The organism is Hominifimenecus sp. rT4P-3 (assembly GCF_051055405.1).
Taxonomy (GTDB): Bacteria; Bacillota; Clostridia; order Lachnospirales; family Lachnospiraceae; genus Pseudolachnospira.
Map to the genome: position 1 here is coordinate 1,800,411 of NZ_CP167068.1, position 23,765 is coordinate 1,824,175.

21 protein-coding genes and 1 tRNA gene are annotated in these 23,765 nt (G+C 48.7%); 3 read left to right on the forward strand and 19 right to left on the reverse strand.

Annotated features, from left to right (window positions below; translation table 11 throughout):
* Positions 1-4: 4 nt before the first annotated feature.
* The 10 genes from rlmN to ACCC71_RS08375 all read right to left on the reverse strand — a co-directional run bounded on the left by rlmN (position 5) and on the right by ACCC71_RS08375 (position 12,392).
* A complete protein-coding gene (gene rlmN / locus ACCC71_RS08330) occupies positions 5-1,057 on the reverse strand; it encodes a 23S rRNA (adenine(2503)-C(2))-methyltransferase RlmN (RefSeq protein ID WP_434309171.1) in 1,053 nt (350 codons plus the stop codon).
* Positions 1,054-2,376 (reverse strand): 16S rRNA (cytosine(967)-C(5))-methyltransferase RsmB, encoded by a 1,323-nt coding sequence (rsmB, locus tag ACCC71_RS08335; protein ID WP_434309172.1) that lies wholly within the window; start codon positions 2,374-2,376, stop codon positions 1,054-1,056. Before rsmB ends, rlmN begins: the two co-directional genes overlap by 4 nt.
* A gap of 1 nt (position 2,377) precedes the next feature.
* Complete coding sequence (locus ACCC71_RS08340; RefSeq protein ID WP_434309173.1) at positions 2,378-3,076, reverse strand: zinc metallopeptidase; 699 nt, start codon at positions 3,074-3,076, stop codon at positions 2,378-2,380.
* An 8-nt stretch (positions 3,077-3,084) separates the two neighbouring features.
* Entirely contained in the window at positions 3,085-4,011 is a 927-nt protein-coding gene (gene fmt, locus ACCC71_RS08345) for a methionyl-tRNA formyltransferase (protein WP_434309174.1), read from the reverse strand.
* Positions 4,012-4,298: 287 nt separating this feature from the next.
* Positions 4,299-6,653: a DUF6273 domain-containing protein gene (locus ACCC71_RS08350; RefSeq protein ID WP_434309175.1), complete on the reverse strand. Its 2,355-nt coding sequence runs from the start codon at positions 6,651-6,653 to the stop codon at positions 4,299-4,301.
* 49 nt (positions 6,654-6,702) lie between these two features.
* The gene (locus ACCC71_RS08355) at positions 6,703-7,404 is read right to left on the reverse strand and encodes a hypothetical protein (RefSeq protein ID WP_434309176.1); all 702 of its coding nucleotides are present in this window, start codon (positions 7,402-7,404) and stop codon (positions 6,703-6,705) included.
* 15 nt (positions 7,405-7,419) lie between these two features.
* The gene (locus ACCC71_RS08360) at positions 7,420-8,553 is read right to left on the reverse strand and encodes an SPFH domain-containing protein (RefSeq protein WP_434309177.1); all 1,134 of its coding nucleotides are present in this window, start codon (positions 8,551-8,553) and stop codon (positions 7,420-7,422) included.
* Between the two features lie 327 nt (positions 8,554-8,880).
* A complete protein-coding gene (locus tag ACCC71_RS08365; RefSeq protein ID WP_434309178.1) occupies positions 8,881-10,071 on the reverse strand; it encodes an acetate/propionate family kinase in 1,191 nt (396 codons plus the stop codon).
* 36 nt (positions 10,072-10,107) lie between these two features.
* The gene (locus ACCC71_RS08370) at positions 10,108-10,770 is read right to left on the reverse strand and encodes an epoxyqueuosine reductase QueH (protein WP_434309179.1); all 663 of its coding nucleotides are present in this window, start codon (positions 10,768-10,770) and stop codon (positions 10,108-10,110) included.
* Positions 10,767-12,392, reverse strand: a complete 1,626-nt coding sequence (locus tag ACCC71_RS08375) for an MBL fold metallo-hydrolase RNA specificity domain-containing protein (RefSeq protein ID WP_434309180.1) — start codon at positions 12,390-12,392, stop codon at positions 10,767-10,769. Before ACCC71_RS08375 ends, ACCC71_RS08370 begins: the two co-directional genes overlap by 4 nt.
* A gap of 208 nt (positions 12,393-12,600) precedes the next feature.
* On the opposite strand from ACCC71_RS08375, the gene ACCC71_RS08380 reads away from it, so the two are divergent.
* Positions 12,601-13,071, forward strand: a complete 471-nt coding sequence (locus ACCC71_RS08380) for a DUF5721 family protein (RefSeq protein WP_434309181.1) — start codon at positions 12,601-12,603, stop codon at positions 13,069-13,071.
* A 1-nt stretch (position 13,072) separates the two neighbouring features.
* Here the strand turns inward: ACCC71_RS08380 and ACCC71_RS08385 are convergent, their stop codons facing one another.
* Both ACCC71_RS08385 and ACCC71_RS08390 read right to left on the reverse strand, forming a co-directional pair.
* Positions 13,073-14,542 (reverse strand): ATP-binding protein, encoded by a 1,470-nt coding sequence (locus ACCC71_RS08385; protein ID WP_434309182.1) that lies wholly within the window; start codon positions 14,540-14,542, stop codon positions 13,073-13,075.
* On the reverse strand, positions 14,539-15,216 hold the full coding sequence (locus ACCC71_RS08390) for a response regulator transcription factor (RefSeq protein ID WP_434309183.1): 678 nt from the start codon (positions 15,214-15,216) through the stop codon (positions 14,539-14,541). Before ACCC71_RS08390 ends, ACCC71_RS08385 begins: the two co-directional genes overlap by 4 nt.
* A 372-nt stretch (positions 15,217-15,588) precedes the next feature.
* On the opposite strand from ACCC71_RS08390, the gene ACCC71_RS08395 reads away from it, so the two are divergent.
* Positions 15,589-15,675, forward strand: a tRNA-Ser gene (locus tag ACCC71_RS08395).
* Between the two features lie 66 nt (positions 15,676-15,741).
* Here ACCC71_RS08395 and ACCC71_RS08400 read toward each other — a convergent pair.
* Positions 15,742-17,247, reverse strand: a complete 1,506-nt coding sequence (locus ACCC71_RS08400; RefSeq protein ID WP_434309184.1) for an aminotransferase class I/II-fold pyridoxal phosphate-dependent enzyme — start codon at positions 17,245-17,247, stop codon at positions 15,742-15,744.
* 99 nt (positions 17,248-17,346) lie between these two features.
* Entirely contained in the window at positions 17,347-17,931 is a 585-nt protein-coding gene (locus ACCC71_RS08405) for a TetR/AcrR family transcriptional regulator (protein WP_434309185.1), read from the reverse strand.
* A gap of 147 nt (positions 17,932-18,078) precedes the next feature.
* On the opposite strand from ACCC71_RS08405, the gene ACCC71_RS08410 reads away from it, so the two are divergent.
* The gene (locus ACCC71_RS08410; protein ID WP_434309186.1) at positions 18,079-19,308 is read left to right on the forward strand and encodes an MFS transporter; all 1,230 of its coding nucleotides are present in this window, start codon (positions 18,079-18,081) and stop codon (positions 19,306-19,308) included.
* 6 nt (positions 19,309-19,314) lie between these two features.
* On the opposite strand, the gene ACCC71_RS08415 is transcribed toward ACCC71_RS08410, so the two are convergent.
* The 5 genes from ACCC71_RS08415 to ACCC71_RS08435 form a co-directional block, all read right to left on the reverse strand.
* The gene (locus tag ACCC71_RS08415) at positions 19,315-20,460 is read right to left on the reverse strand and encodes an N-acetylmuramoyl-L-alanine amidase (protein ID WP_434309187.1); all 1,146 of its coding nucleotides are present in this window, start codon (positions 20,458-20,460) and stop codon (positions 19,315-19,317) included.
* 81 nt (positions 20,461-20,541) lie between these two features.
* Entirely contained in the window at positions 20,542-21,639 is a 1,098-nt protein-coding gene (gene mnmA / locus ACCC71_RS08420) for a tRNA 2-thiouridine(34) synthase MnmA (protein ID WP_434309188.1), read from the reverse strand.
* Positions 21,617-22,054, reverse strand: coding sequence for a Fe-S cluster assembly scaffold protein NifU (gene nifU, locus ACCC71_RS08425; protein ID WP_434309189.1), 438 nt, complete (start codon positions 22,052-22,054; stop codon positions 21,617-21,619). The genes mnmA and nifU overlap by 23 nt, the downstream gene beginning before the upstream one ends.
* Before the next feature lie 15 nt (positions 22,055-22,069).
* Complete coding sequence (nifS, locus tag ACCC71_RS08430) at positions 22,070-23,248, reverse strand: cysteine desulfurase NifS (protein ID WP_434309190.1); 1,179 nt, start codon at positions 23,246-23,248, stop codon at positions 22,070-22,072.
* Positions 23,249-23,300: 52 nt separating this feature from the next.
* Positions 23,301-23,732 carry an RrF2 family transcriptional regulator gene (locus ACCC71_RS08435; protein WP_434309191.1) on the reverse strand — a complete coding sequence of 144 codons (432 nt, stop codon included), beginning with the start codon at positions 23,730-23,732 and terminating at the stop codon, positions 23,301-23,303.
* Positions 23,733-23,765 lie beyond the last annotated feature (33 nt).

Genomic DNA, 23,765 nt, shown 5'->3' on the forward strand with positions numbered 1-23,765 from the left:
TCATTCAGCCTCCTTCTCGCATATTCCCCCGCTGAATCCTGCGACGCAGCTGACCGCAGGCGCTGTCAATGTCCGCGCCCAGTCTCCTTCTTATAGTAACATTTATTCTACTTTTTTCAAGTTCTTTTTTAAATCGCTCCACTTCCGGCGCCATGGTCTCCCGGTATTCCCGCTCTCGGATTGGGTTCACCGGAATCAGATTGACATGACAGTTTTTCCCTTTCAAAAGCCCCGCCAACTGTCTTGCCTGCTCCGGCTGATCATTGACGCCTCGAACCAGGCTGTACTCATAACTCATCCGGCGGCCGGTTTCTTCAAAGTAAAAATCACAGGCCGCAAGAGTCTCCGCAATCGTATACCGGTTTGCCACTGGCATCATGGTCCGGCGCAGTTCGTCGTTGGGTGCGTGAAGAGACAGCGCCAGCGTAATGCCGAACCGTTCCTTTGCCAAACTTCGGATTTCCGAAACGAGCCCGCAAGTAGAAACCGTGATATTTCTCTGGCTGATGCCGCCTCCTTGATCGTCCGAGATCAAGCGCAGAAATTTGATCAGATTCTCTTTATTATCCAAAGGTTCTCCGCTTCCCATCACCACCACATGGGAAACCCGTTCCCCTGTGTCTCTCTCCATGGCATAAACCTGTTCCAGCATTTCCCCTGCGGAAAGGTTTCTGGCCAGCCCGTCCAGCGTCGAGGCACAAAAACGGCAGCCCATCCGGCAACCCGCCTGGGAAGAAATACACACGCTTACCCCATGGTGATACTTCATGTACACGCTCTCTATAATATTCCCGTCCGACAACAGAAATGCGTACTTTCTGGTTCCATCCATCTTAGAAATTTGACAGTCTGCAATCTGAAAAGCCGACAGCTCGCACTCGTTTTGAAGCCGGACCCGAAGAGCTTCCGAAAGATTCGTCATCTGCTCAAAAGCCGTCGCCTTTTTTTGATGAATCCATTGATAGATCTGACCGGCGCGAAAGGGCTTTTCCCCCATTTCTGCCAAAACGGTTTTTAACTCTGGAAGCTCCAAAGATTTTAGATCGATTTTCTTCATTGGTTTTTCCTTTTACACTTTGAGATAAAAAATCCATCTCCCCCATGGGTTCCCGGCAGCAATTGCAGCCACCCCTCTTTCCGGCTTTCTTCCTCCGGGCCTTCCGCCAACACGTCCGTCAAGGGAACTGGTTCCAGAGGAAAAGATTCCAAAAGCCAATGAAAATTTTCTATATTTTCTTCCGGCTCCACGGTACAAGTACTATAAATCAACATTCCTCCTGGTTTCAAATACCGCCAGGATGCCGTAAGAATCTCCCTCTGTAAAGAAGCCAGACTATGTATGGATTCCGGCGTCGCACGATACTTAATCTCCGGCTTGTGACCGATGGTTCCAAGACCGGAGCACGGAAGGTCCGCCATTACCAGATCAAAGGAAGCCTCCCATTCCGGCCGGAAGATCCGGGCATCGGATACTTCAATTTTCAGATTGGAAAAACCGGTCCGCCTCTTATTTTCTTCGATCATCGCGGTTTTCTTTGGTGTCAGATCACAGGCGATTACCTGCCCGGTTCCCTCCAGCGAATCGGCCAAATGCAGGCTTTTTCCTCCCGGCGCCGCGCACAAATCCAAGATACGGCTACTCCTTTTCGGCGCGGCTGCCTGCCCCGCCAAAATCGAACTGACATCCTGCACCTGAATCCACCCCTTTTGGAAAGCCTCCAAGGCGTCGATCCGATCAAAATCTGAAAGGAAACAGCCTGCCAGCCCATAAGGAAGCGGCTCTATTTTTACCCCCTGGCCTTCTAAACTTTCCTGGATTTGCCCCTTTGACGCAAGGGAAAGGTTCCAGCGCACCGATAGCCTGGCTGGACACTGAAACGCTTTCAACATGGCTTCGGTTGTTTTCGCCCCGTAAACCTTCTTCCACCGATCTACCAGCCACTCCGGCATGGAATAGCGGATCGCCAGATTTTCTTCCGGCAGCGACGGCTCCCGGACAATCGCGCGGAGCACGCCATTCACAAACCCTTTTAAGCCATGGAAACGCCGCTTTTCCGCCAATTTTACCGCCTCGTTGCAGGCGGCGGAAGCCGGAACTTTTTCCATAAATAAAATCTGATAAGCCCCGGTCCGCAGAATCGTGCGAATCCAAGGCTTCATCTTTTTCACCGGGGTTTTCGACACCTGATTTAATTTCGCGTCCAGAAGAATCAAATTTTCTATGGTTCCCTGGACCAAATATTGGATGAAATGACGGTCTCTGCTGGAAAGTTCCGGGTAACGGTTAAATGTCTCCCGCAGCACCACATGACTCTGTCCATCCTCTTCCAAGATCGAATAGACCGCGGCGGACGCAATTTCTCTCGTATTTTCCATATCAATCCCGGCTTCTGCTTCTCGCAATCATCAGCAGACGCAACAACTGAAGGAGGCTGGCTGCAACGCTGGCGACATAGGTCATGGCCGCCGCCGAAAGCACTTTTCTGGTCTGAGCCGTCTCATCCTCATAGAGGACTCCTGCCTCTGTCAAGAGACGCATGCCTCTGCTTGACGCGTTAAATTCCACAGGTAACGTAACCACCTGAAATAACACCACGGCGCAGAACAACAAAATCCCGCCTTTGATCAACAGCATACCGCTGTCGCTGCGGATCAACAGTCCGATCAACACCAACGGCCAGCTAAGGGTAGCGCCTAAATTTGCCACCGGAACCAAGGCCCCCCGAATCTTTAAGGGGGCATATCCCTGGGCGTCCTGGATCGCGTGACCGCACTCATGGGCCGCCACTCCCACCGCCGCCACACTGGATGAACCAAAGGTAGAATCCGACAGACGCAGCACCTTGCTTCTCGGATCATAATGGTCTGTCAAATTTCCCGATATCCGCTCTACGCTGACATCATAAATTCCCTGCTGCTGTAAAATCCGTCTCGCCGCTTCCGCGCCGGTGATGCCAGAACGGTTTCTCACCCCCGCGTAACGGGAATACGTACTGTTCACCCTTGCCGACGCCGCCATACTGATCAATGCGGCAATAATCACCAAAATATAGGTTGGGTCCCACCAATAAAACATTTTTCCTCCTATTCCAATTGTAAACCAGGCTTCACCGGATATCCCCGCAGATAGGCGTCTGCGCTCATTCGTTTTTTCCCTTCCGGCTGCAGCTCGCGAATCATCAAGATTCCGTCTCCGGTCATCACGCCGATTCCATCTTTTTCCACTTTTACCACCTGCCCCGGCAAGCCAGCTTCACCTGCTGGTTCTACCTCGGCGGCCCAAATCTTTAACATCTTTCCATTCAGAGAAGTATATGCGCTGGGCCACGGGTTCAGGCCGCGAACCAACCGTTCCAGCTCTACTGCCGGCCTCGTCCAATCCATCTTTCCCATGGACTTCTTCAGCATCCCCGCGTAACAAGTCTCCCCTTCCTGGGGAATCCGCTCTAAAGTCCCCGCCTCCAACTGCCGGAGCGTTTCGATCAAAAGCGGCGCGCCCACAGCGCTCAATTTGTCGTGAAGGCTTCCGCCTGTCTCATCGTCGGCAATGGGCACCACGGTTTTCAGCAACATATCGCCGGTGTCCAGTCCCTCGTCCATAAACATCGTGGTAACGCCGGTTTCTTTCTGTCCGTCCAAAATCACCTGCTGTATCGGCGCGGCGCCTCGATACATAGGAAGCAAAGAAGCATGGACATTGATACAGCCTTTTTCCGGCACTGCCAGCACTTCTTTGGTCAAAATCTGGCCAAAGGCCACTACCACCATCACTTCCGGCCCGTAAGATTTCAACTCTTCTATAAACGCCGGTTCCCGCACTTTTACCGGCTGGAGTACCGGAATGTTGTACTCCAAGGCTTTTTCTTTTACCGGGGTATACTGATATTCTTTCCCTCGGCCCTTTGGTTTATCCGGCTGCGTCACCACCGCTGCGACCTCGTGACCTGCCTCGACCATCGCTGTCAGAACCGGAACGCTGAATTCCGGCGTACCCATAAATACTACGCGCATTCGATAAAATCCTTTCTATGAAATTGACATATCCGTTATGAACACTACCATCTATGAAGCGGAAAATCTTGATCTCATTTGTGTAAAACAGACGAAAAGTCCCACTATGCGTTCTTAGTATACAGCAAACGGAGGATTTTATCTATATTTTTCATAGAAAGTTAATAAAATCCAGGCTCATTTCACAGGTCGGCAAAGGCGCCGGCTCATTTGCAATTCCACCTCGTACACGCCCAAAGTAAAAGGCGTATACGAGGTGGAGGGATGATGGTTCATGGGAAAAAGATTTAAGACTCAAAATTTAGCCATAGAGCGGGACGGACACCTTCAGGGTACAAGGCACCTATGGTAGCGAACGTGAGCCTATCACTAATAGCGACAACATACCCACTAACAATACTCGGTGATCGTAGCCACCAAATACAGTTACCGTTGCGAACAGAAACATCCCTTGCAATAGCATATTCTGTAGGTGTACATGCTTTTGCAGAATCAGCAGGAAAATATTTATTCACTTCTGCTACGCTAAGAAGGAATACTTTATCTATTGTGTCATTTCCATAATCCGTACCATACCAAGGATTGGGATCTGCCGTTACTTTCGCGCTCTGGATACGCAGCTGTTCTTCCGTATTGAATGCCTCCTCCAAGAAAGTACTATTCAACCATTCTCTAAGAGAACATTCTTCCCAGGTTATACGTTGGCTCCCCGCATAATATCTAAGATTATCAAGTACCTTACTGCTAATTATCAATATTCCGCTATCCGTTTTATCCAGTACAATCCACTCAATTTTTTCTTTGCCATTCGCGTTATCATTATCCTGCTCATATCTGCCAAATGTTACTGTGTCGCCAATTTGAGCAAATGACGGATGATCTTCTAATAATTCCAACGCCTTCTGAGATCCATCATTGTAGTTTGAATCACGAAATAACAGATACGCTGATCTCAGATCGCCAGCCTCCAGAAGTGCAACCGCTCTTTCATATTTATTTGCAGCAATTGCGTCACTATTTTCGAGTTCCTCCAACAGCGCATATGCGGAATCATAGTCTCCATCCTCCAACAATCCCATCGCTTTATAAAACTTATACTTTGGCATGATGAGAGTATTCAATACAATTACAAAAATAATAATTGCAAAGACGATAAGCGTTATGATAGAAATAACTTTTTCCTGCTTCTTTGCCAGCTTTTCGTCTTCAATCCGCTTTTCTTCCTCCTGAACCTTGAATTTTTCTGCCGTATCCAGACACTTTTGGACAAGTACATCCGCATCTTTAAAACCGGATATACTTTGGAACACATCAGCGGCTGATCTGCACTCTGCTTCCGTAGTCGCGGAATCCATCACGTTAACCGCATGATTGTAAATTTCTGTCATACGGTCATTTTCGTTGCGCTCATTAATTTGATCAATATATCCTTTGATCGTGGAGACTAATTCTTTGTCCCCGAAGCGAATGATCTTTTGATAATTATTGCAGTCGTCAAATGGCTCGTCACAGTCGGCAAGCAGCTCCTGCTTTTCGACAAACAATTCCGCCATCAATTTTCCAAGATACGCTTGCGCGCACTCCGGATCAAGGTCGAGCACTTTTTCACAGTATTCGTCCGCTTCGTCAAAATCCCCGTCTTCCAGGAAGATAAATACGCGTTTGAGAAGGGGCGCGATATTGGCATTGGTATTCGTATTACCACTATCTTTGACAACGTTTTTCTTTACCGTTTCTTTCGGCGTATCTACTGTTGCAATTTTCTTAATCCCGCGAATTAAATCCTGCATAAAACCGAGCTTGGACATATCCTGTGCCTGCAGGTGAGAAAACTCTTCCGGCAGATCGTAAGGGTCCATATCCCGGTAGGCAGGAATTAGCATTTTCTTTTCGCCATTTTTGATCAAAGCTAGATAACGATTCCACTCGTTCTTTACCCAGACAGCGTTAAAATATTCCGGCTTTGTGCCGATTACCACCATGACTTTGGAAGAATGCAAAGCCGCGAATATGTATGGCTCATAGGCAATGCCAAGCTTATCTTCCAGGGTGATGCGGGAGAAAAAGACTTTAAACCCCTCCTCAATCAGCTCATGATATAATTCATTTGCCAAAACGGAATCCTGTGTCCTTCTGCCATTCGCGTCCGTCTCTTTATAGCAGATGAACACATCGAAAGGCTCTTCCTTGGAAGAAATTTCAAGAATGCCTTTCTGAATCTCGTCAATCGCTTTTGCTTCCTCTTCATAGACGGCTTTTTGATCGCTGTCGGCATACCGAATGGCAGATTTATAATCCTCGTCCATATAGATCGAGGTAAATTGCGCGCGGTTTATCGTGGGAATCCGTTTATGACTTGCGGGTTCCTCCACATACTCAATCCCGTAGCGGCAAAGGACCAACGACCAATACGCTTCCGCGTCGGTGTCGTCCTCGTTCAAAATTTGCTCGTAAATCCCCATTGCTTTGTCAAAATCGTTATTCCGGCGAAAATGATTGGCCCTGTCATACCAATTCACCTTTTTCTCATCGTCCAGACGAGGCAAGGTCTGCTTGGTTCCACAGCTGTCGCAGACGCCCACCGTCGCCCCCTGTTCAAATTCGATCGTGCCTCCGCACATTTTACACTTATATATCACCATTGCTGATCGCCCCTTTTCTTGTTGTTTCCATGAACCATCTCTATACGATTCATTTTAACGCCTTGCACTTCTTATTTCTCTCTTCGACAAGAATCCTCACTTCATCCGCTGCATTCTTGGCTCTTTCTGCATCATCCGCGCCGGCAGCGGCGGCAAGCTCATCCACTTTTACGGTGATTTTTTCTTCTATAACGGAAAGCGCGTCATTGCTCATGGGATCGCTGTAGCGAATTGCCTCATATACTTTTTTACACTCAGCTCTCACCGCTTCGCTCTTGGCGGCAGATACCAATCCCTCTGCCTCCACAGTAAGCCGTTTTATCCACTGCGTCTGTGCGTCCACCCTTTTATCTACTTGTTCCACCATATCCGCAGCCACAGACGCTTTCAATACGGAGATCGCATGAAATGCAAGGATCAGCAGACAAATGATAATGCTTACCCAATTTGGCAGAGCTGGAATTGCCATACCAAGCGCGCCGAATACCACCATAAAGAGAAGTCCACTATAGCTAACGGTTATCAGCGGGAGTTTGTAAAACATCTTTTTCAAGGAATCGGCTTTAAAAGCAAAATATGCACAGATCAATTGGCCGATAAAGGCAAGCGAAATAAAAATATACCCCGGCCAAAATGCACCGTCAAATTTGCTGATTCCCGCTATTTCCTTTGGCATGGCAAAACAAACCGCCTGAAATACCGCAAACAGAATCGCCCAGCAAATCGCATACCATTTAAAATTCTTTTTCATCGTCTTACCCTCCTATCAAAGAATAGAAGAAAGCAACTGCGCCTTCAGATTGTTGAACTCTTCTTCCGTAATCATGCCGGATTCTTTCATAATGTTCAGTTTTTCTACTTTTGCTTTGAAAGCCGCCATATCATCGGCAGGTTGAGTTGGTACGGAAGTAGGAGCCGCCGCGTCCATAGCGCCGCTTACGGCATTGCCCACCACGCCGCCGACAGCGCCGCCTACTCCCGCCATCGTGCCTAAGCCAACGCCCATATTGGTAAACTGACCGACCGCCTCGTTTTGCGCCACTTTTTCAGCAACGTCAAAACCACGCTCTTGTGCATATGTGTAACCTTCTTGCGCCCGCTTAGCGGCTTGCGCCTGAGAATCGATCACTACCTTTTGCGCTTCGGTCTGCGCGTAAATTAAATCGGTTTGCTGGCGGAGTTTCGCCTCGGCAATGTCGGCATATTGGCGGAAATGTAATTCCTTAAATTTCTCATACTGTCTATCGCCATCGGGCTTGACGATGGTAGTCACAAAAAATCTTTCCAGAGAAACACCATACTCGGCAAAATCCGGTATCAAGAGCTTATGAATATTTGTGGAAAATACAGACAAATTCTCATCAATTTCAAAGATATTGATCGCGTTTGCCTTCATCACCTGCGCCATATAGGTCTTGACTTTTGTCATCAAAAAAGCGCGGAAAAATCCCACCAATTTTTGTTGGCTCAGGATATTCTCCGTGCCGACTAATTTCAAAAGCAGTTTTCGGCTATCCTCCGCGCGAAGGCTCATTTCACCGCTTGCGCCAATGGAAATGGGAAATCCATAGGTTGGCTCTATATATTGAACTTTGGAGTCCGTCCCCCATTTTATCGACATCTGCTCCGCTTTATTGATAAAATAAACTTCACAGTGAAAAGGCGTATTGTCCCCGGTAATACGATTGAGCACCTTTCCAATTTTAGGGATATTCTGCGTTTCGAGAGTATAACGGCCCGCGCCAAACAGATCAAGCGCCTGACCGTTCATAAAGAAGATTGCCTCTTGGCTTTCATGAACAATGAGCTGTGTCAGCGAATTAAAATCCTCACAGGGATGCTTCCAAATAAAGGTGGAATTATCACCCTCATATTTGATAACGTCAGCAATCGGTGCCATAGTACCTGAACCTCCTCTATATTCCATATTTCGCATTCTTAGATTTGATGATCGAAAGGGATGTATTTCCCCAACTTTTTAGATAAAATATACCATAAATTCTCAAGAATGTAAAGATACCGCATGTAAAAAGGCAGAAAAAGGCAGATTTTTGTTGAAATTTATATACTAAATCAGCCCATTTTATTTTTCTCCAAAGGGTTCCTCAGTTAGGAAATTTCCGATAGAGATTCGGATATCAAACGGCCTCGAAACGAAAGAAGGCACAGCCGCTCTATAAACGGCTATGCCTTCTTTGTTTAAACAGAGAATTTCACGCTGCTTGTCTTACACCAAAGCAACCGTCTCTCTGGCAATCATCAATTCCTCATTGGTCGGAACGATCGCTACCGTAACCTTGGAATCCGGAGTAGAGATCACATAGTTCTCGCCTCTGTGCTTATTTGCCTCTGCATCCAGAGTGATTCCCAGATAACCCAGGTAGCTGACGATCTTCTCACGCTCGCCAACGCCATTCTCGCCGATACCGCCGGTGAAAGCAATCGCGTCTACGCCGTTCATGGCCGCCGCATAAGAACCAATGTATTTGGCGACACGGTAGCAGAACGCATCCAGAGCGTTGATAGCCAGCTCATTTCCTTCTTCGGCAGCAGCGCCCAGATCGCGGAAGTCGCTGGAAAGGCCCTTGGTCATGCCGTATACGCCGGATTTCTTGTTCAGCATGGTTACCATCTCAAAGATATCCTTGCCTTCTTTTCTCGCAATGTACTCCAAAACAGCCGGATCCAGATCACCGGAACGGGTTCCCATGATCAGACCTTCCAGAGGGGTCAGACCCATGCTGGTATCCACGCACTCGCCATTTTTCACCGCGCTGATGGAAGAACCGTTTCCTAAGTGAGCGACGATCACCTTAGAGTTGTTCTTATTAAGGCCCAGGAACTTAATGGCTTCTTTGGATACAAAGCTGTGGGAAGTACCGTGGAAGCCGTATTTACGGATGTGGTATTTCTCATAGTACTCATAAGGAATGCCGTACATATAAGCTTTCGCCGGCATGGTCTGATGGAAAGCAGTATCAAAAACAGCTACGTTGGGCTTGCCGGGCATCAGCTCCATGCAGGCGCGGATTCCCATCAAGTTCGCCGGGTTGTGCAGCGGTCCCAGATCACAGCACTCGTCGATGACCTGCAGAGCTTCCTCGTCGATCTTTACGGAACTGGTCAGCTTGTGGCCGCCATGCAGCACACGGTGTCCAATCGCGTCTACCTCTTCCAGACTCTTCAGGATACCAGTCTTCGGATTGACCAGGATGTCCAATACCATCTGGATCGCCTGCGTATGAGCCGGCATCGCAGCTTCTACGATCTCTTTCTCACCGCCAGCCGGCTGATAGACCAGACGGCCGTCAATTCCGATTCTCTCGCAGAGGCCCTTGGCCAAAACTGCTTCGGTTTCGGAGTCAATCAGCTGGTATTTCAGGGAAGAGCTTCCGCAATTAATAACCAATACTTTCATGTTATACCCTCCTGAGGTTTTTATACATATTCTGTTTTATTTTAGTACGAAGTCTTCATTCTGTAAAGCCTTTTTTCGCTCTTTTTCCCGCCGTTCTTCCTTTGAGAACACGCATCCGCAGTAATCCTGACGGTACATGCCGTATTTTTCCGAAAGCTCGATGGAGCGTTTATATCCGTCTCGCTTCTTAAAATCGGAAACCAGATATTTCACGCCGTATTTCCCGGAAAGTTCCAGACCGATCTCATTGAGCTTGGCCGCATTTTTCATGGGACTGACCGAAAGCGTGGTGGTAAAATAGTCAAACCCGCCGGCAGCAGCCATGATAGCGGCCTCCCTCAGCCGCTGGCGGTAGCACACGAAGCAGCGCTCTCCGCCCTCGGAAATGTGCTCTAATCCCTGCACCGCCTGATAAAACTCTTCCGGTACGTATCGTCCTTCCCAAAAAGAAACCGGGTATTTGGCGGGAAGATGCTCTAACAAACGCCTCTGCTCCTCGACGCGCTTTTCATACTCTTCTCTCGGAGAAATGTTCGGATTAAAATAAAATACAGTCACCCGGAAATTCTCCGTCAGTTGTTCCAGCACGGAACTGCTGCAAGGCCCGCAGCAGCTGTGCAACAGCAATGCCGGGGCCTCGCCAAGTTCTCGGTGGAAACGGACGATTTGTTCCATTTCCTTCTGAAAGTTTCGATTCATAGTTCGTTTTCCCACTTATCGCAAAGCGCCTCGATTTCTTTGGTGAAACGCTTGATCTCTTTATTGGTGCGTTCCCGCCACTTGGGGATCAGGCCGGTCAGACGGCGTCCCGCAGCAACCAGGTTTCCAAAGAAGCCTTCGGTCCGCATCCCATCTCCCTGAGCGCGTTTTTCTTTCGGAATCCGAATACCTTCGGTCTCCTTGATGCATTCGCCGGTGGCCAAATCATAGATCGTTCCACTATAAGGAGCCGCCGCTCGGAGGCCTTTCTCTGTCTCCAAGCACTCTGCAAAGCTGATGCAGGACTCATCTTCCCCGTGATTGACAAAGACCAAAGACGGCTTTTTCTCAAAGCTGTCGATCCACTTCAAGAGTCCCTCTTTGTCCGCATGGCCGCTGATTCCGGCCAGCGTGTCGATCTCCGCGTTTACCGTAATTTCTTCACCGAACAGTCTTACCTGTTTGGTGCCCTCATAGATAGAACGGCCCAAAGTGCCGACCGACTGATACCCCACAAAGAGGATCAGGGATTCTTTCCGCCACAAATTATGTTTCAGATGGTGACGAATCCGGCCTGCCTCGCACATACCGCTGGCGGATAGAATCACCTTGGGCGACGGGTCAAAGTTGATCGCTTTGGACTCGTCGCTGGTCACGGAAATTTCCAGTCCTGGGAAAAATAGAGGGTTCTTTCCGGCGTCCAATAAAGCGCGCATACCTTCGTCAAAATAGTCCCGATCACTCTGCACAAAGACGCTGGTCGCCTCATTGGCCAGAGGACTATCGACATAGACCTTGAATCCGTCATGGCCATGAACCAGCCCATCCGCCTTGATCTGCCGGATAAAATACAAGATCTCCTGGGTACGCCCCACGGCAAAGGAAGGGATCACCACATTCCCTCCGCGGTCCAGCGTTCGCTGAATGCAGTCCGCCAACCGGTTCACATAATCCTGCTCCGACTCATGCTTTTCATGGTAGCGGTTTCCATAAGTGGATTCGATCATCACATAATCTGCGTCCAGAGTCGGCTGCGGATCCCGTAAAATCGGACGGTCATGATTTCCGATATCCCCGCTGAACACCATCTTTTTCTCGACGTCGCCTTCCCGCATCCAAACTTCAATGCTTGCGGACCCCAGCAGATGGCCAACGTCCGTAAAAGAAATATCCACGCCATCCAACACCTGGACTTTTTCCCCATAAGGCACCGGACGCAATTTGCGGATCACGCCTTCCGCGTCCGCCATGGTGTAAAGAGGCTCAAAGCTCGGTTTCCCCGCGCGCTGTGCTTTCCGGTTTTGCCACTCGGCCTCAAATTCCTGGATGTGGGCGCTGTCGCGCAACATAATATTGCAAAGGCTGCAGGTCGCTTCCGTCGCATATACGCTTCCCCGGAATCCATTTTTAAAAAGCCACGGCAGCTTTCCGGAATGATCAATATGGGCATGAGTCAAAAGCACACATTCGATCTCCGAGGGAGGCACTGGGATATCTTCATTCTCAAAAACATTCACTCCCTGCTCCATGCCGCAGTCCACGAGAAACTTGTGGCCGTTCACTTCCAAATAGGTGCAGCTGCCCGTTACTTCATGGGCCGCCCCAAGAAATGTGATTTTCATAAGCCTGCTTTCCTTTCTATATCCTGGGGGCAAAAGACTTGTGCCCTCAACATTGATTCTATGGTATAGCATACCACCGTTTTCTGAATATTTCCAGCAAAATCTTCCGTTTACATTTCCCTTTTCTTCCGTTATACTGAAGGTACCTTCTATTGACAAGGGCAAACACCAAATGGAAGGTAAGGTATACGTAGAAAGGAAACAAGGAATGCTGGGACTTCAAATCGCCGATATTAAGGATTTCACCAATAAATTGTTTCGCCAGGAGGTATTCGACCGTTTTCTTGTGCCGGAGGCCGCTTTTACCACCACATTTTCCATTGCCATCGACGGCAGTTCCATCTCGGAGGAAGGCAAAACCGTCTGCGCCGCCTGGGGAGATCTTCGCCCCCTGGCTTTCCAAATCGTCAAGGGACAGACCCTTCCCAAAGGATTCAAGATCGTATTACGGCTCAATGAAGAAAATACCGCAAAAACCCTGGCCTCCTGCGGACTTTCCTACGGGCCGGAAGACGTGGCCGGTCTCTTCCTTAACATCTACTACGAAAATGGACAGATTCGCTGCACGACAGGCGCTTCCCTGACCGTTTTCTCCCTGGATAAAACCTTGGAAAAAGAATGGGGAAAAGTCATCTGCCGTTTTCTGCGCCATCACCAGATTCCATTTGAAGAGGTCTGAGTTAAAATTCAAACCAAAATTCTACGCCGTCCTCCCGGTTTTCCACACCGCAGCGACCTTTATGAGCATGCACGATCGCTTTTACGATAGAAAGCCCGATGCCGCTGCCTCCGTATTTGCGCGTTCTCGCCTTATCCACCTTATAAAATTTTTCCCAGACATGCGGCAAATCTTCCTCCGGAATCGGTTTTCCTGTGTTGAAAACAGAAACCCTTACAACACCATCCGAAGCTGCGGCCCGAATAGAAATTGTGCCGGGATTTGACACATGATGGTAGGCATTGCTTATATAGTTTTGAAGCACTTCCTCCAACATAAATTCGTCCGCCCGCACCCAAAGTTCCTCCGGGCAGTCCAGGGAAACTGTACAGTCCAGATCCTTTCCCAATACCGACGTCGCCTGCATCACGCCGCGAATCACTTCTACCAGATTAAACTCCTCCAAAGATAATTTCATCTGCCCGGATTCGATCTCTCCCAGATTTAAAAGCCGCTTTACGATATGATTCATCTTTTTCGCCTCGTCGATAATCACATCGCAGTAAAAGTCCCTGCTCTCTGGATCTTCATTCACATCATCTTTCAGGCCCTCGGAATATCCCTGAATCAGGGCGATCGGCGTCTTTAATTCATGGGAGACATTGGAAATAAACTCCCGCCGCCTCTCGTCGATTCGCTCTTTCTCCTCAATATCCTGTTCCAGCTGCGCATTGGCCTCTTTCAGTTCCTCGATGGTCGACTGAAGCTTCTCCGACATATGATTGATGCTGTCTCCCAGAATCCCGATTTCATCTTTTTGTTTTCCCTGATAGCGGACGCTAAAATCCAACTCCGCCATCTGTTCTGAAAGGGAAGCCAGTTTTAAAATCGGCTTTGTCAGATTTCTCGTCACAAAATACATCAGGACAGCTCCTACGATGACGGACAAGGCGCCTACGCCGGCCAAAAATTTGTTGGACAGCGTTACGCTTTCCCGTATGCTCTCCAAGGGGGTGGAAAGAATGTAGTCCGCCCCCTGATAGATGCCGATGCAGTCAATCTGATTGCTCCCCAGCTGACTGTCATAGGCCTTATAGATCACATAATTGTCCCCATGGATATAGATATCCGAGATCACAGGTCCTCCGGTTCCTCTCAGGTAGCTGTCCAGCCGAAGACTAAAACCCTGCTGCTCTAAGCTGCTGGCATACTGCACCCGCCCCAGACCGCCCAATCCCGATGTCTCTTGAATCACCAGGACCGCAATGTTATTGATCCGGCTCAACCGGTCCAGTTTTCTTTTGCCCTCGTCCGCATAGCCATCGTCCACATATGCCTCCACAGCTTCCCGCATGGCCTGAATCTGCCCCTGCTTTTCCCGGATGACATAGGTTTCCAGATACCGGTTATTAATAAAGCAGATTGCTGCAATCACTCCCGTAATCACAGCAACCAAGATCATTGTAAATTTAAATCGTATGGAGAACTTCATTGGTCCACCTCAAACTTATATCCCATTCCCCAGACCGTCTTAATATAATCTCCCTTCTCTCCCATCTTGCTGCGCAGCTTCTTCACATGGGTGTCGATGGTGCGTGCGTCCCCAAAGTAATTATAATTCCATACATGATTGAGTATGGTTTCCCGCGAAAGCGCGATTCCCTGATTTTCAACAAAATAGGTCAAAAGTTCAAATTCCTTAAAACTAAGATCTAAACTTTTCCCGTCGATGATCACCGTATGGGCTGCCTTGTTGATTCTTATGCCGCCTACGTCCAATACATCGCTTTGATCTCCGACGGTCCTTCGAAGCAAAGCTTCTACCCGCGCCACCAGGATTTTCGGGCTGAACGGCTTGGTAATATATTCGTCCACGCCAAGATCAAAGCCTCTCAGCTCGTCCCGCTCTTCTGCTTTTGCCGTCAATAAGATCACCGGTACTTTGGAGTATTTCCGGATGGTCTCCAGAACCTCCCAACCGTTCATCTTCGGCATCATCACGTCGAGAATGACCAGATCAATCTTCTTGTCCGTAAAAAAGAGGTCGATTGCTTCCTCGCCGTCGCCGGCTTCTACGACCTGGAAATCTTTTTTGACCAGAAAGTCCCGTACCAGCTTCCGCATCCGCTCTTCGTCATCCACCACCAGTACCTTCCGCCGTTCCATTGCCGTCACCTCCGTGTATCATAATACTAAGATGTCGGGATCAAAAGGTCTTTTGACCCCTGATGCTTACGGATTGCTGCGCATTTTATGCTCTCGCAATCCTAAAAACATTCAAAATCCGCCCTATCGGGCTACTTTTTCATGTTTTTGCGGGTCCCAACGTCATGGTTCGATATGCAAGCATATCAAACCATGACCTTTTGACCCTAGCATCATCATTTTATTATTCTAACAGGTATGCAAAAAAAATTCCAGAGATTTCACATAAAGTTCATATAGGGCTAGCAAAAAACCGTTGAAAAGGTGAATTTTGTTCTTGTACAATTTTTATTTTTATGATACACTATTCCAAGTCAGCAATTGAATAGACATGGAGCGATATCGAAGTGGTCATAACGAGCCGCACTCGAAATGCGGTTGTCCTTTTTGGGCACGTGGGTTCGAATCCCACTCGCTCCGGAGAATAAACAAGGCTTCTGGAAAATTTTCCAGAAGCCTTGTTTATTTTTACACCTTTTCATTCGATCACTGATGATAATACCTTAAAAAGTCCGCCATTTTTCCAATCGCGTCTTCCAAAACTTCCACACGCGGAAGGTAAACTACCCGGAAATGATCCGGTTCTTTCCAGTTAAAGCCGCCTCCATGGACAATCAAAATCTTTTTCTCCCGCAGCAAATCCAAAGCAAATTTCTCATCGTCTAGGATGTGGAATTTCTGAACATCCAACTTCGGAAAGATATAAAAAGCCGCCTTCGGCTTCACCGCGGTAATGCCCGGTATATCCGTCAATGCCTTATAAACGAATTCCCGTTGTTCATAGATTCTTCCGCCGGGCACAATATAGTCGTTCACGCTCTGGTGACCACCCAATGCAGTCTGCACCACGGACTGAGCTGGAACATTGGAACAAAGCCGCATATTGGAAAGCATATTGAGCCCTTCGATATAATCCTCCGCGTAAGTTTTATTTCCGCTTAAAATCATCCATCCGATTCGGAATCCGGCAATCATATGGGATTTGGACAATCCGCTGAACGTCACACAGAATAAATCCGGCGCCAAGGAAGCGATGGAAATATGCTCTTCCCCATCCATAACCAGACGGTCATAGATTTCATCGGAAAAGATAATCAGCTGATGTTCCCTTGCAATATCCACAATCTGCTGCAAAACCTCTTTGGGATACAGCGCACCGGTGGGATTATTGGGATTGATAATCACAATGGCTTTTGTCCGGTCGTTGATCTTCTTTCTGATATCATCCATATCCGGATACCATTCCGACTGTTCATCGCAGATATAATGGACTGCTTTTCCCCCAGAAAGGTTCGCGCAGGCCGTCCACAACGGATAATCCGGGGACGGAATCAAAATCTCGTCTCCATCGTCAAGGAGCGCGGACATACAAAGATTAATCAATTCGCTGACGCCATTTCCTGTATAGATATCCTCAATCGAAACATTTGGAATCTTCTTTAGCTGTGCGTACTGCATGATGGCTTTTCTGGCAGAAAACAGTCCTTTTGCCGCCGAATAGCCCTCGCACTCTGTCAACTGCTGGCGCATATCATAAATCACTTCATCCGGGGTACGAAACCCAAATGGGGCTGGATTTCCGATGTTCAATTTTAAGACCTGTGTCCCTGCCGCTTCCATCCGCGTGGCCTCTTCCACCACTGGTCCCCGAACATCGTATAAAACATGATCCAACTTTGAAGATTTTTTAAATTCACGCATTTCTTTTCCTCCTGCCCCTTCCACGCTGCAGCTTTGCCCTCTTTCCTGGGGCATCTTAGGAGCTCCCCATGATGGTTTCCCTTTCAGCCAATCTTCCTCTACCTGTAACGCTTCCGCCAAAAAACGAGTGATATCTCCACGGGGAATGGTCTTTCCGCTGACATACTGGCTCATGTGGCTTTTTCCCAATTTCACGCCACGCCTGGCAGCCTCCCGCACCAAATCCACCTGCTTCACGCCTTGTTTGTTCATCGCTATTTTCAATCGGTCTGAAAAAGTTTCCTTTTGCATGTTCTTTCCTTTCAAAAGTTCAATTTCAATTCAAAGTTCAACTTTTTACCACCAGTATTATACAACATCACGCAGAAAAGTTCAAGCATTTTTTCGAATTCAAAATTTGTTCAATTCCCTTTCCATTCCCTCCGTTCCATTGCTAAGTAATGTACATGCCAGATCGATCACTTCATTCAAAGGCATCTTTTTGTGGTCTTCAATCCACTGCCGGTAAATTTCTATCGTACTGGAACAAATAAACGCACGAATCACATTTTGTTTCTCCAACGGTAATTTCGCATAAGGAAAATACCGGGCCCGGTTTTTCATCAACGTTGTAAAAAAGAGCCGATCTCGATACCCCTGATAACTAGGATGACAAATCAAACGTTCTACATACGGCTTTTGCCTGGAATAGTACGTAAAAAAGACGGCAGTGCTCTCCCGAACGCTATAAGGGATCGGTAACTTTTTCATTTCTTCCAAGTATCCATCCACAATTCTTAGCAGCGTATCCTCATATAACATATCCAGAGATTCATAATGCAGATAAAAAGTCTTTCTATGGATATGCGCCCGTTCGGCCAGCGCTTTTACTGTAATCTTTACCGGTTCCATCTCACATATCATCTCTTCAAATGTCTGATGAATCGCGGTAAGGGTCTTTTGCACTCGCAGATCCACATGCTCTTTTTCTTTCATAAAAATCCGCTCCTTAAATATTCCACACAATCTAAAATGTGGTAATTGTTTTTTCTTACGCTTCGAGTATAATGGATATAAGTTTTTTTATCAACACGTGCGTATTATTTTTAGATTTGACTGATCGGGAACTTAGGAGAAACGTATATGAAATCAAAACTTGCCATGCGGCATCGTGCCTGGAGCATCTTAGCCGCCGGTATCCTTTTTCAAGGATTGGTAACTGGTATCATGCAGAATTGTATGGGAGTTCTCTATGCCGCGATCTGTCAGGATCTTGGCTTTTCCATGGGCAGTCTCTCTCTGTTTTCTTCCATCCGGGGGATCAGCATGGCCATTGCCATGCCTGTAACCATTTCCTATCTGACCAAAAAGAACTTTCGGAAACGGCAGGCGGCTTTTGCCGCCGCCGCTGTCTTTTGCTTTATGGTAATGGCTGTTTTCCATCATTTGTGGCAGTGGTACGTTTTGGCTGTCTTTTCCGGAGCGGCTGGTTCCGCCGTTATGATTGTTCCCACCATGCGTCAGATGAATCACTGGTTTATCCGCAGGCGGTCTTTTGCCATTGGCCTGGTTGCCGCCTCCACCGGTTTATTCGGTGCGATCGGCAATCCGATCTGCTCCTGGCTGACGGACGCCTTTGGGTGGCGTACCGCCATCTTAGCGCTGGGGATTTTTATTCTTGCCACCGCCGTTCCTCTGGCCTACTTCCAGATGGACCTTCGGCCAGAAGACTGTAACACAAAGCCTTATGGATGGTACGAACAGCCAGAAGAAAAAAAGCAGGCGGCGATACCGACTGCTTATCGCCGCCCACAACTTGTTTTTGCGTTCTGTCTTCTTTTGGTCTCCACAACCGGACTTCTCTCCCAGTACAATAGCCATCTGGCTACCTTTGGGGTTTCTCAGGGTCTGGCCCTTTCCGCCGGCGCTTCGATCACTGCCTGCGCCATGCTGGGAAACGTATTTTTCAAAGTAATCCTCGGCGCTTTGGGAGACCGGAAAGGCGTCTATACGCAGCTAACCACCGGTCTTCTTTTTTCCGCCTCCTGTTTCCTTACATTTTTCCTGGTTCCGCTGTTCCCAAACCTGATTTATCTGGGAGGATTTCTAAACGGAGCCGGCATGGCCGTAGGTGCCACCACGGTTGCAGATATCACGCCGCTTTTATATACTGGTCAGGAATATGAACGAAAGTATTCCCGCTTATTCGCCCTGGGCGGATTTGTGGGCTTCGTCGGTTTTTCCTGTATTGGATATTCTTATGATCTATTTGGAAGTTACTATCCCAGCTTTGCCGCAGGTCTCATGATCTGCGCCCTGGCCGGCTTGTCCATGGTAATGCTGAGAAAAGAATCGAAAGAACAAATTCTTTGATCTTTTCTATCGTCCAAAATAGTCGTCCAAACCATCGGCAATACCAATCGCGGCATTCCGCTGGAAATCTTCGGTTCCCATCAACTCATCCTCATCCGAATTGCTCATGTACCCCATCTCAATGATCGTATTGGGTACCTGACACCAGTTGGTGCCGGTCATCGTGTCCGTCTCCCATACGCCCGTATTTTTACGTCCGGTGGCTTCGCAATGGCCATTGAGCACAGCCTTTGTCAATTTCAGGCAGGTTTTATAGATATCCCCGCAATAAGGATTGTCCGGGGACTGGCAGATACCAAGGGCTCCCGTTACCGAACTCTTTTCGGAACTGTTGCAGTGAATCCGCACCATAGCGTCCGCGCCGGCTTCATTGGCAATCTGCGCCCGGTCCACATTGCTTAACTTGACGTCGTTGGTCTCCCGTGTCATAAGCACGCTGTAGCCGCGGGAAAGCAGCTCGTCCCTCAGATAAAGGGCAACGTTCAACGTGACTTTATACTCCTCATTCCCGGTAGATACCCCTTCGGTTCCACTGGCCACCTTGGCTTTCATCGTAGAAGATCCAGGGCCATTCGGCTCCTTCTCTGTCATCTGTTTTCCCTGGTGTCCCGCATCGATCACCACAAGGATATCTCCACCCTCATGATAAATACCCGTTCCAGCTTGGCCCTCCACAGAGCCTGCCGGTACTTTCGGCTTTTCCGTCGTCAAATATTTATTCGATACGTATCCTTCTTCCCCGTTTTGAACCACACGGCTCCACTCGTCGCCAATTCCCGTCCGTTTCACAGAAGCGCGCTTTGACAAAACAGCTTTTATTTCCGCATCCAGGGAAGGCTCCGCCCGAAAATTCACTTGGCCTGTTACATAGACGGTCTCGTCCACATCTTGAAAAACCATCGGCGCAGCAGTCGTCTCTGCCGCTGTGGTTTCCGGAGGAACCGTTGTCTCTAGAGCTGTCGTCTCCGCTGCGCTGGATTCCCCAGAAGGTTCCGCCGTCGTCTCTTCACTGGCGGACGGTTCCGAAACCGCCGTACCGCTTACCGGAAGGGAGGCTTGTCCCGGTTCTGCGGTTCCTGCATTGGAATTCCCGCAGCCAGATACGATAAGTAACAAAATCCCTGCCAATATCACCGCTAATTTCTTTTTCATGCCCCTATCCCCCTCATTTTCTTCACTATACCAAACTTTTCGGAAGATTTCCAGAACAGAACTGGGAAGATTTTCTTAATTTTATTCCCCCTTCTGGATGGTTCCTCCGCCCAATACCAGATCTCCATCGTAAAACACAATGGCCTGACCCGGCGTCACGGCACGAACCGGCTCGTCAAAAATACATTCGGCCAGATCATCTTCTATTCTCCGGACGATCCCCATCGCACCTTTATGACTATAGCGAATCTTTGCCAGAACCCGGCGTGGCTCTAAAAAATCCGCCTCACCCATAAAACAAAGTGAATGACAAACCACCCGTCTGGAAAAGATCTCGTCCCCGTTTCCAAGAACCACCTCATTGGTCTTTGGTCGAATTTCCTTCACAAACAACGGAACGCCAAAGGCAACACCAAGTCCTTTTCGCTGTCCTATCGTATAGTGAATGATTCCCTGGTGGCGTCCTAATACGTTTCCCTTCTCATCGACAAAATTTCCTGGTGGCGGAACCGTTCCTCTCATTCTCCCAATAAACGCCGCATAGTCTTGATCCGGGATAAAACAGATATCCTGGCTGTCCGGCTTATTCGCAACCGGCAATTCCGCTTTCACCGCCATCTCCCGGACTTGATCTTTTGTGAACTCTCCCAGCGGCATTTTTGTTCTGGCCAGCTGGTCCTGGCTTAACTGGTACAGGGCATAGGTCTGATCTTTCGCCGCGCTGACCGCCCGCTCCACCGCATATCGTCCGTTGGACAAACGTCGAATCCTGGCGTAGTGGCCGGTTGCAATCTGCTCTGCGCCCAGCTCCTTCGCCTTTTCCAGCAACGCCTCCCACTTTACCTTTCGATTACAGGCTACGCAAGGGTTCGGCGTCTTTCCAGCCTCATAGGCCGCCATAAAAGGTTCTATGACGTCCCGGCGAAAGGCTTCCCGAAAATCTACCGTATAGTGGGGAATACCCAAAACATCCGCGACTCCCCTCGCATCCAAAACAGCAGAAGAACCACAGGTTTTCTCCCCTGTGGCATCATTCTCCCAAGTCTCCATGGTTACTCCGATCACGTCGTAACCTTGTTCTTTTAGCAGCCAGGCCGCCACGGAGGAATCGACTCCTCCTGACATGCCGATTACAATCTTTTCCTTCTTCACCGAATCAATATTCCTCTTCTTCCTCATGTTCGCTGATATCAGCCACTGGTTTCTCCAGTCCAGGAATCTCAATCTGGTGTTTCTGGGCATAATCCCAAAGCGCGGCATGGATCGCTTCCTCCGCCAATAAGGAGCAGTGAACCTTCACCGGAGGAAGGCCGTCTAAGGCCTCCATCACCGCCTTATTGGTCACCTGCAGCGCCTCATAAATGGTTTTTCCCTTTACCAGCTCCGTCGCCATACTGCTGGTTGCCACCGCGGCTCCGCAGCCAAAGGTTTTAAATTTCACATCCTGGATCACCTGATTCTCGTCTACATCCAGATAAATTCTCATAATATCGCCGCATTTCGCATTTCCCACGGTGCCAACTCCGCTGGGATTTTCCATTTCTCCCACGTTCCTCGGATTTTGAAAATGCTCCATCACCTTTTCGCTATACATGTCGCTTCCTCCGTCTTATTTCTTCCTCATGAAATCCTCGTAGAGCGGGGACATCTCTCTCAGCCGTCCTACGATTTTCTTCAGATTCTCAATCACAAAATCGATCTCTTCCTTTGTATTCTCTTCCCCCAACGTTAATCGCAGAGAGCCATGGGCGATCTCATGGGGAAGTCCAATGGCCATCAACACATGGGAAGGATCCAGGGAACCCGTGGTGCAGGCGGAACCGCTGGACGCGCAGATCCCTTCCATATCAAGCATAATCAATAGGGATTCTCCCTCTATAAACTGAAAGCTAAAGTTCGCGTTGCCAGGCAGGCGTTTTTTTCTGTCTCCATTTAAACGGGTAAAAGGAATCTCCTGGAGAACCCGGTCAATCAGATAATCTCTTAATCCCGTCACATAACGGACCGCCTCTTCCCGGTTCGCCATGGCAGATTCTACGGCTTTTCCAAGCCCCACGATGCCAGGGACATTTTCCGTTCCTGCTCTGCGCTTGCGTTCCTGCGCTCCGCCGTGAACAAAAGAACGAATCTTCACGCCCTTGCGGATATAGAGAAAACCGATTCCTTTCGGCCCGCCAAGTTTATGGCCGCTGGCGCTAAGCATATCGATATGACACTCATCGACGGAAATCGCCAGATGGGCAAAAGCCTGCACCGCATCGGTGTGGAATAAAATATTGTGTTCCTTTGCAATGGCCCCGATCTCTTGGATGGGCTGAATGGTACCGATCTCATTATTTGCAAACATAATGCTGATCAAAATGGTGTCCGGGCGTATCGCTCTTCGGACCGCTTCCGGGGAGACCAATCCTTTTTCATCCACGTCCAGGTAAGTAACGGCATATCCATTTTTCTCCAACCACTCGCAGGTATGGAGAATGGCATGGTGCTCAATTTTTGTCGTGATAATGTGTCCGCCTTTGGCACCGTAGGCTTCCGCCGTTGCTTTCAGCGCCCAGTTATCCGATTCGCTCCCTCCGGCAGTAAAATAGATTTCCTCCGGCTTTGCCCCCAGGGCGCCTGCCACGATCGCTCTTGCATGGTCGATGGCCTTCTTACTCTCCGCACCAATCCCATAAATAGAAGAAGCGTTCCCGTACTTTTCGGAAAAATAAGGAAGCATCGCCTCCAAGGCCTCCGGCCTCGTGGCCGTCGTCGCCGCATGATCTAAATAAATGACTGAATTCATCGTTCTATCTCATCCTTTCTGGCAACGCACATCTAGCAGCGCCGCCTCTGATTTATTCTATGCCCAGACAATCTTTGCTTTGATTCTTCAATTGCTCCAGAGAAATTCCATCCACTGCCGCTTCGATGCTGTCTCCGATAATCTTCCAAACGCCCTTGGCCACGCACATGGTCTCATTTCCGCAGCTCTCCCCGTCGCCGATCCCCGGACACTCCACCGGGTAAAGACTTCCTTCCAGCGCCCGCAAAATATCTCCGACAGAAATCTCAGCCGCCGGCCTCGCTAGGCGGTATCCTCCAGTCGCGCCCCTGACGCTCTCTACCAGCCCCTCTCGCTTCAATCGGCTGATCAGCTGTTCCAAATATCCATCGGAAATCCCCTGCCGTTCCGCAATACTATGAATCGACACCGGCACATCCTCGCTAAAAACAGCTAAATCCACAATTGCCCGCAAACCATATCGTCCCTTCGTCGTAATCTTCATAACTTCCTCCTGACGAATTCCGAGTTTTTTAAT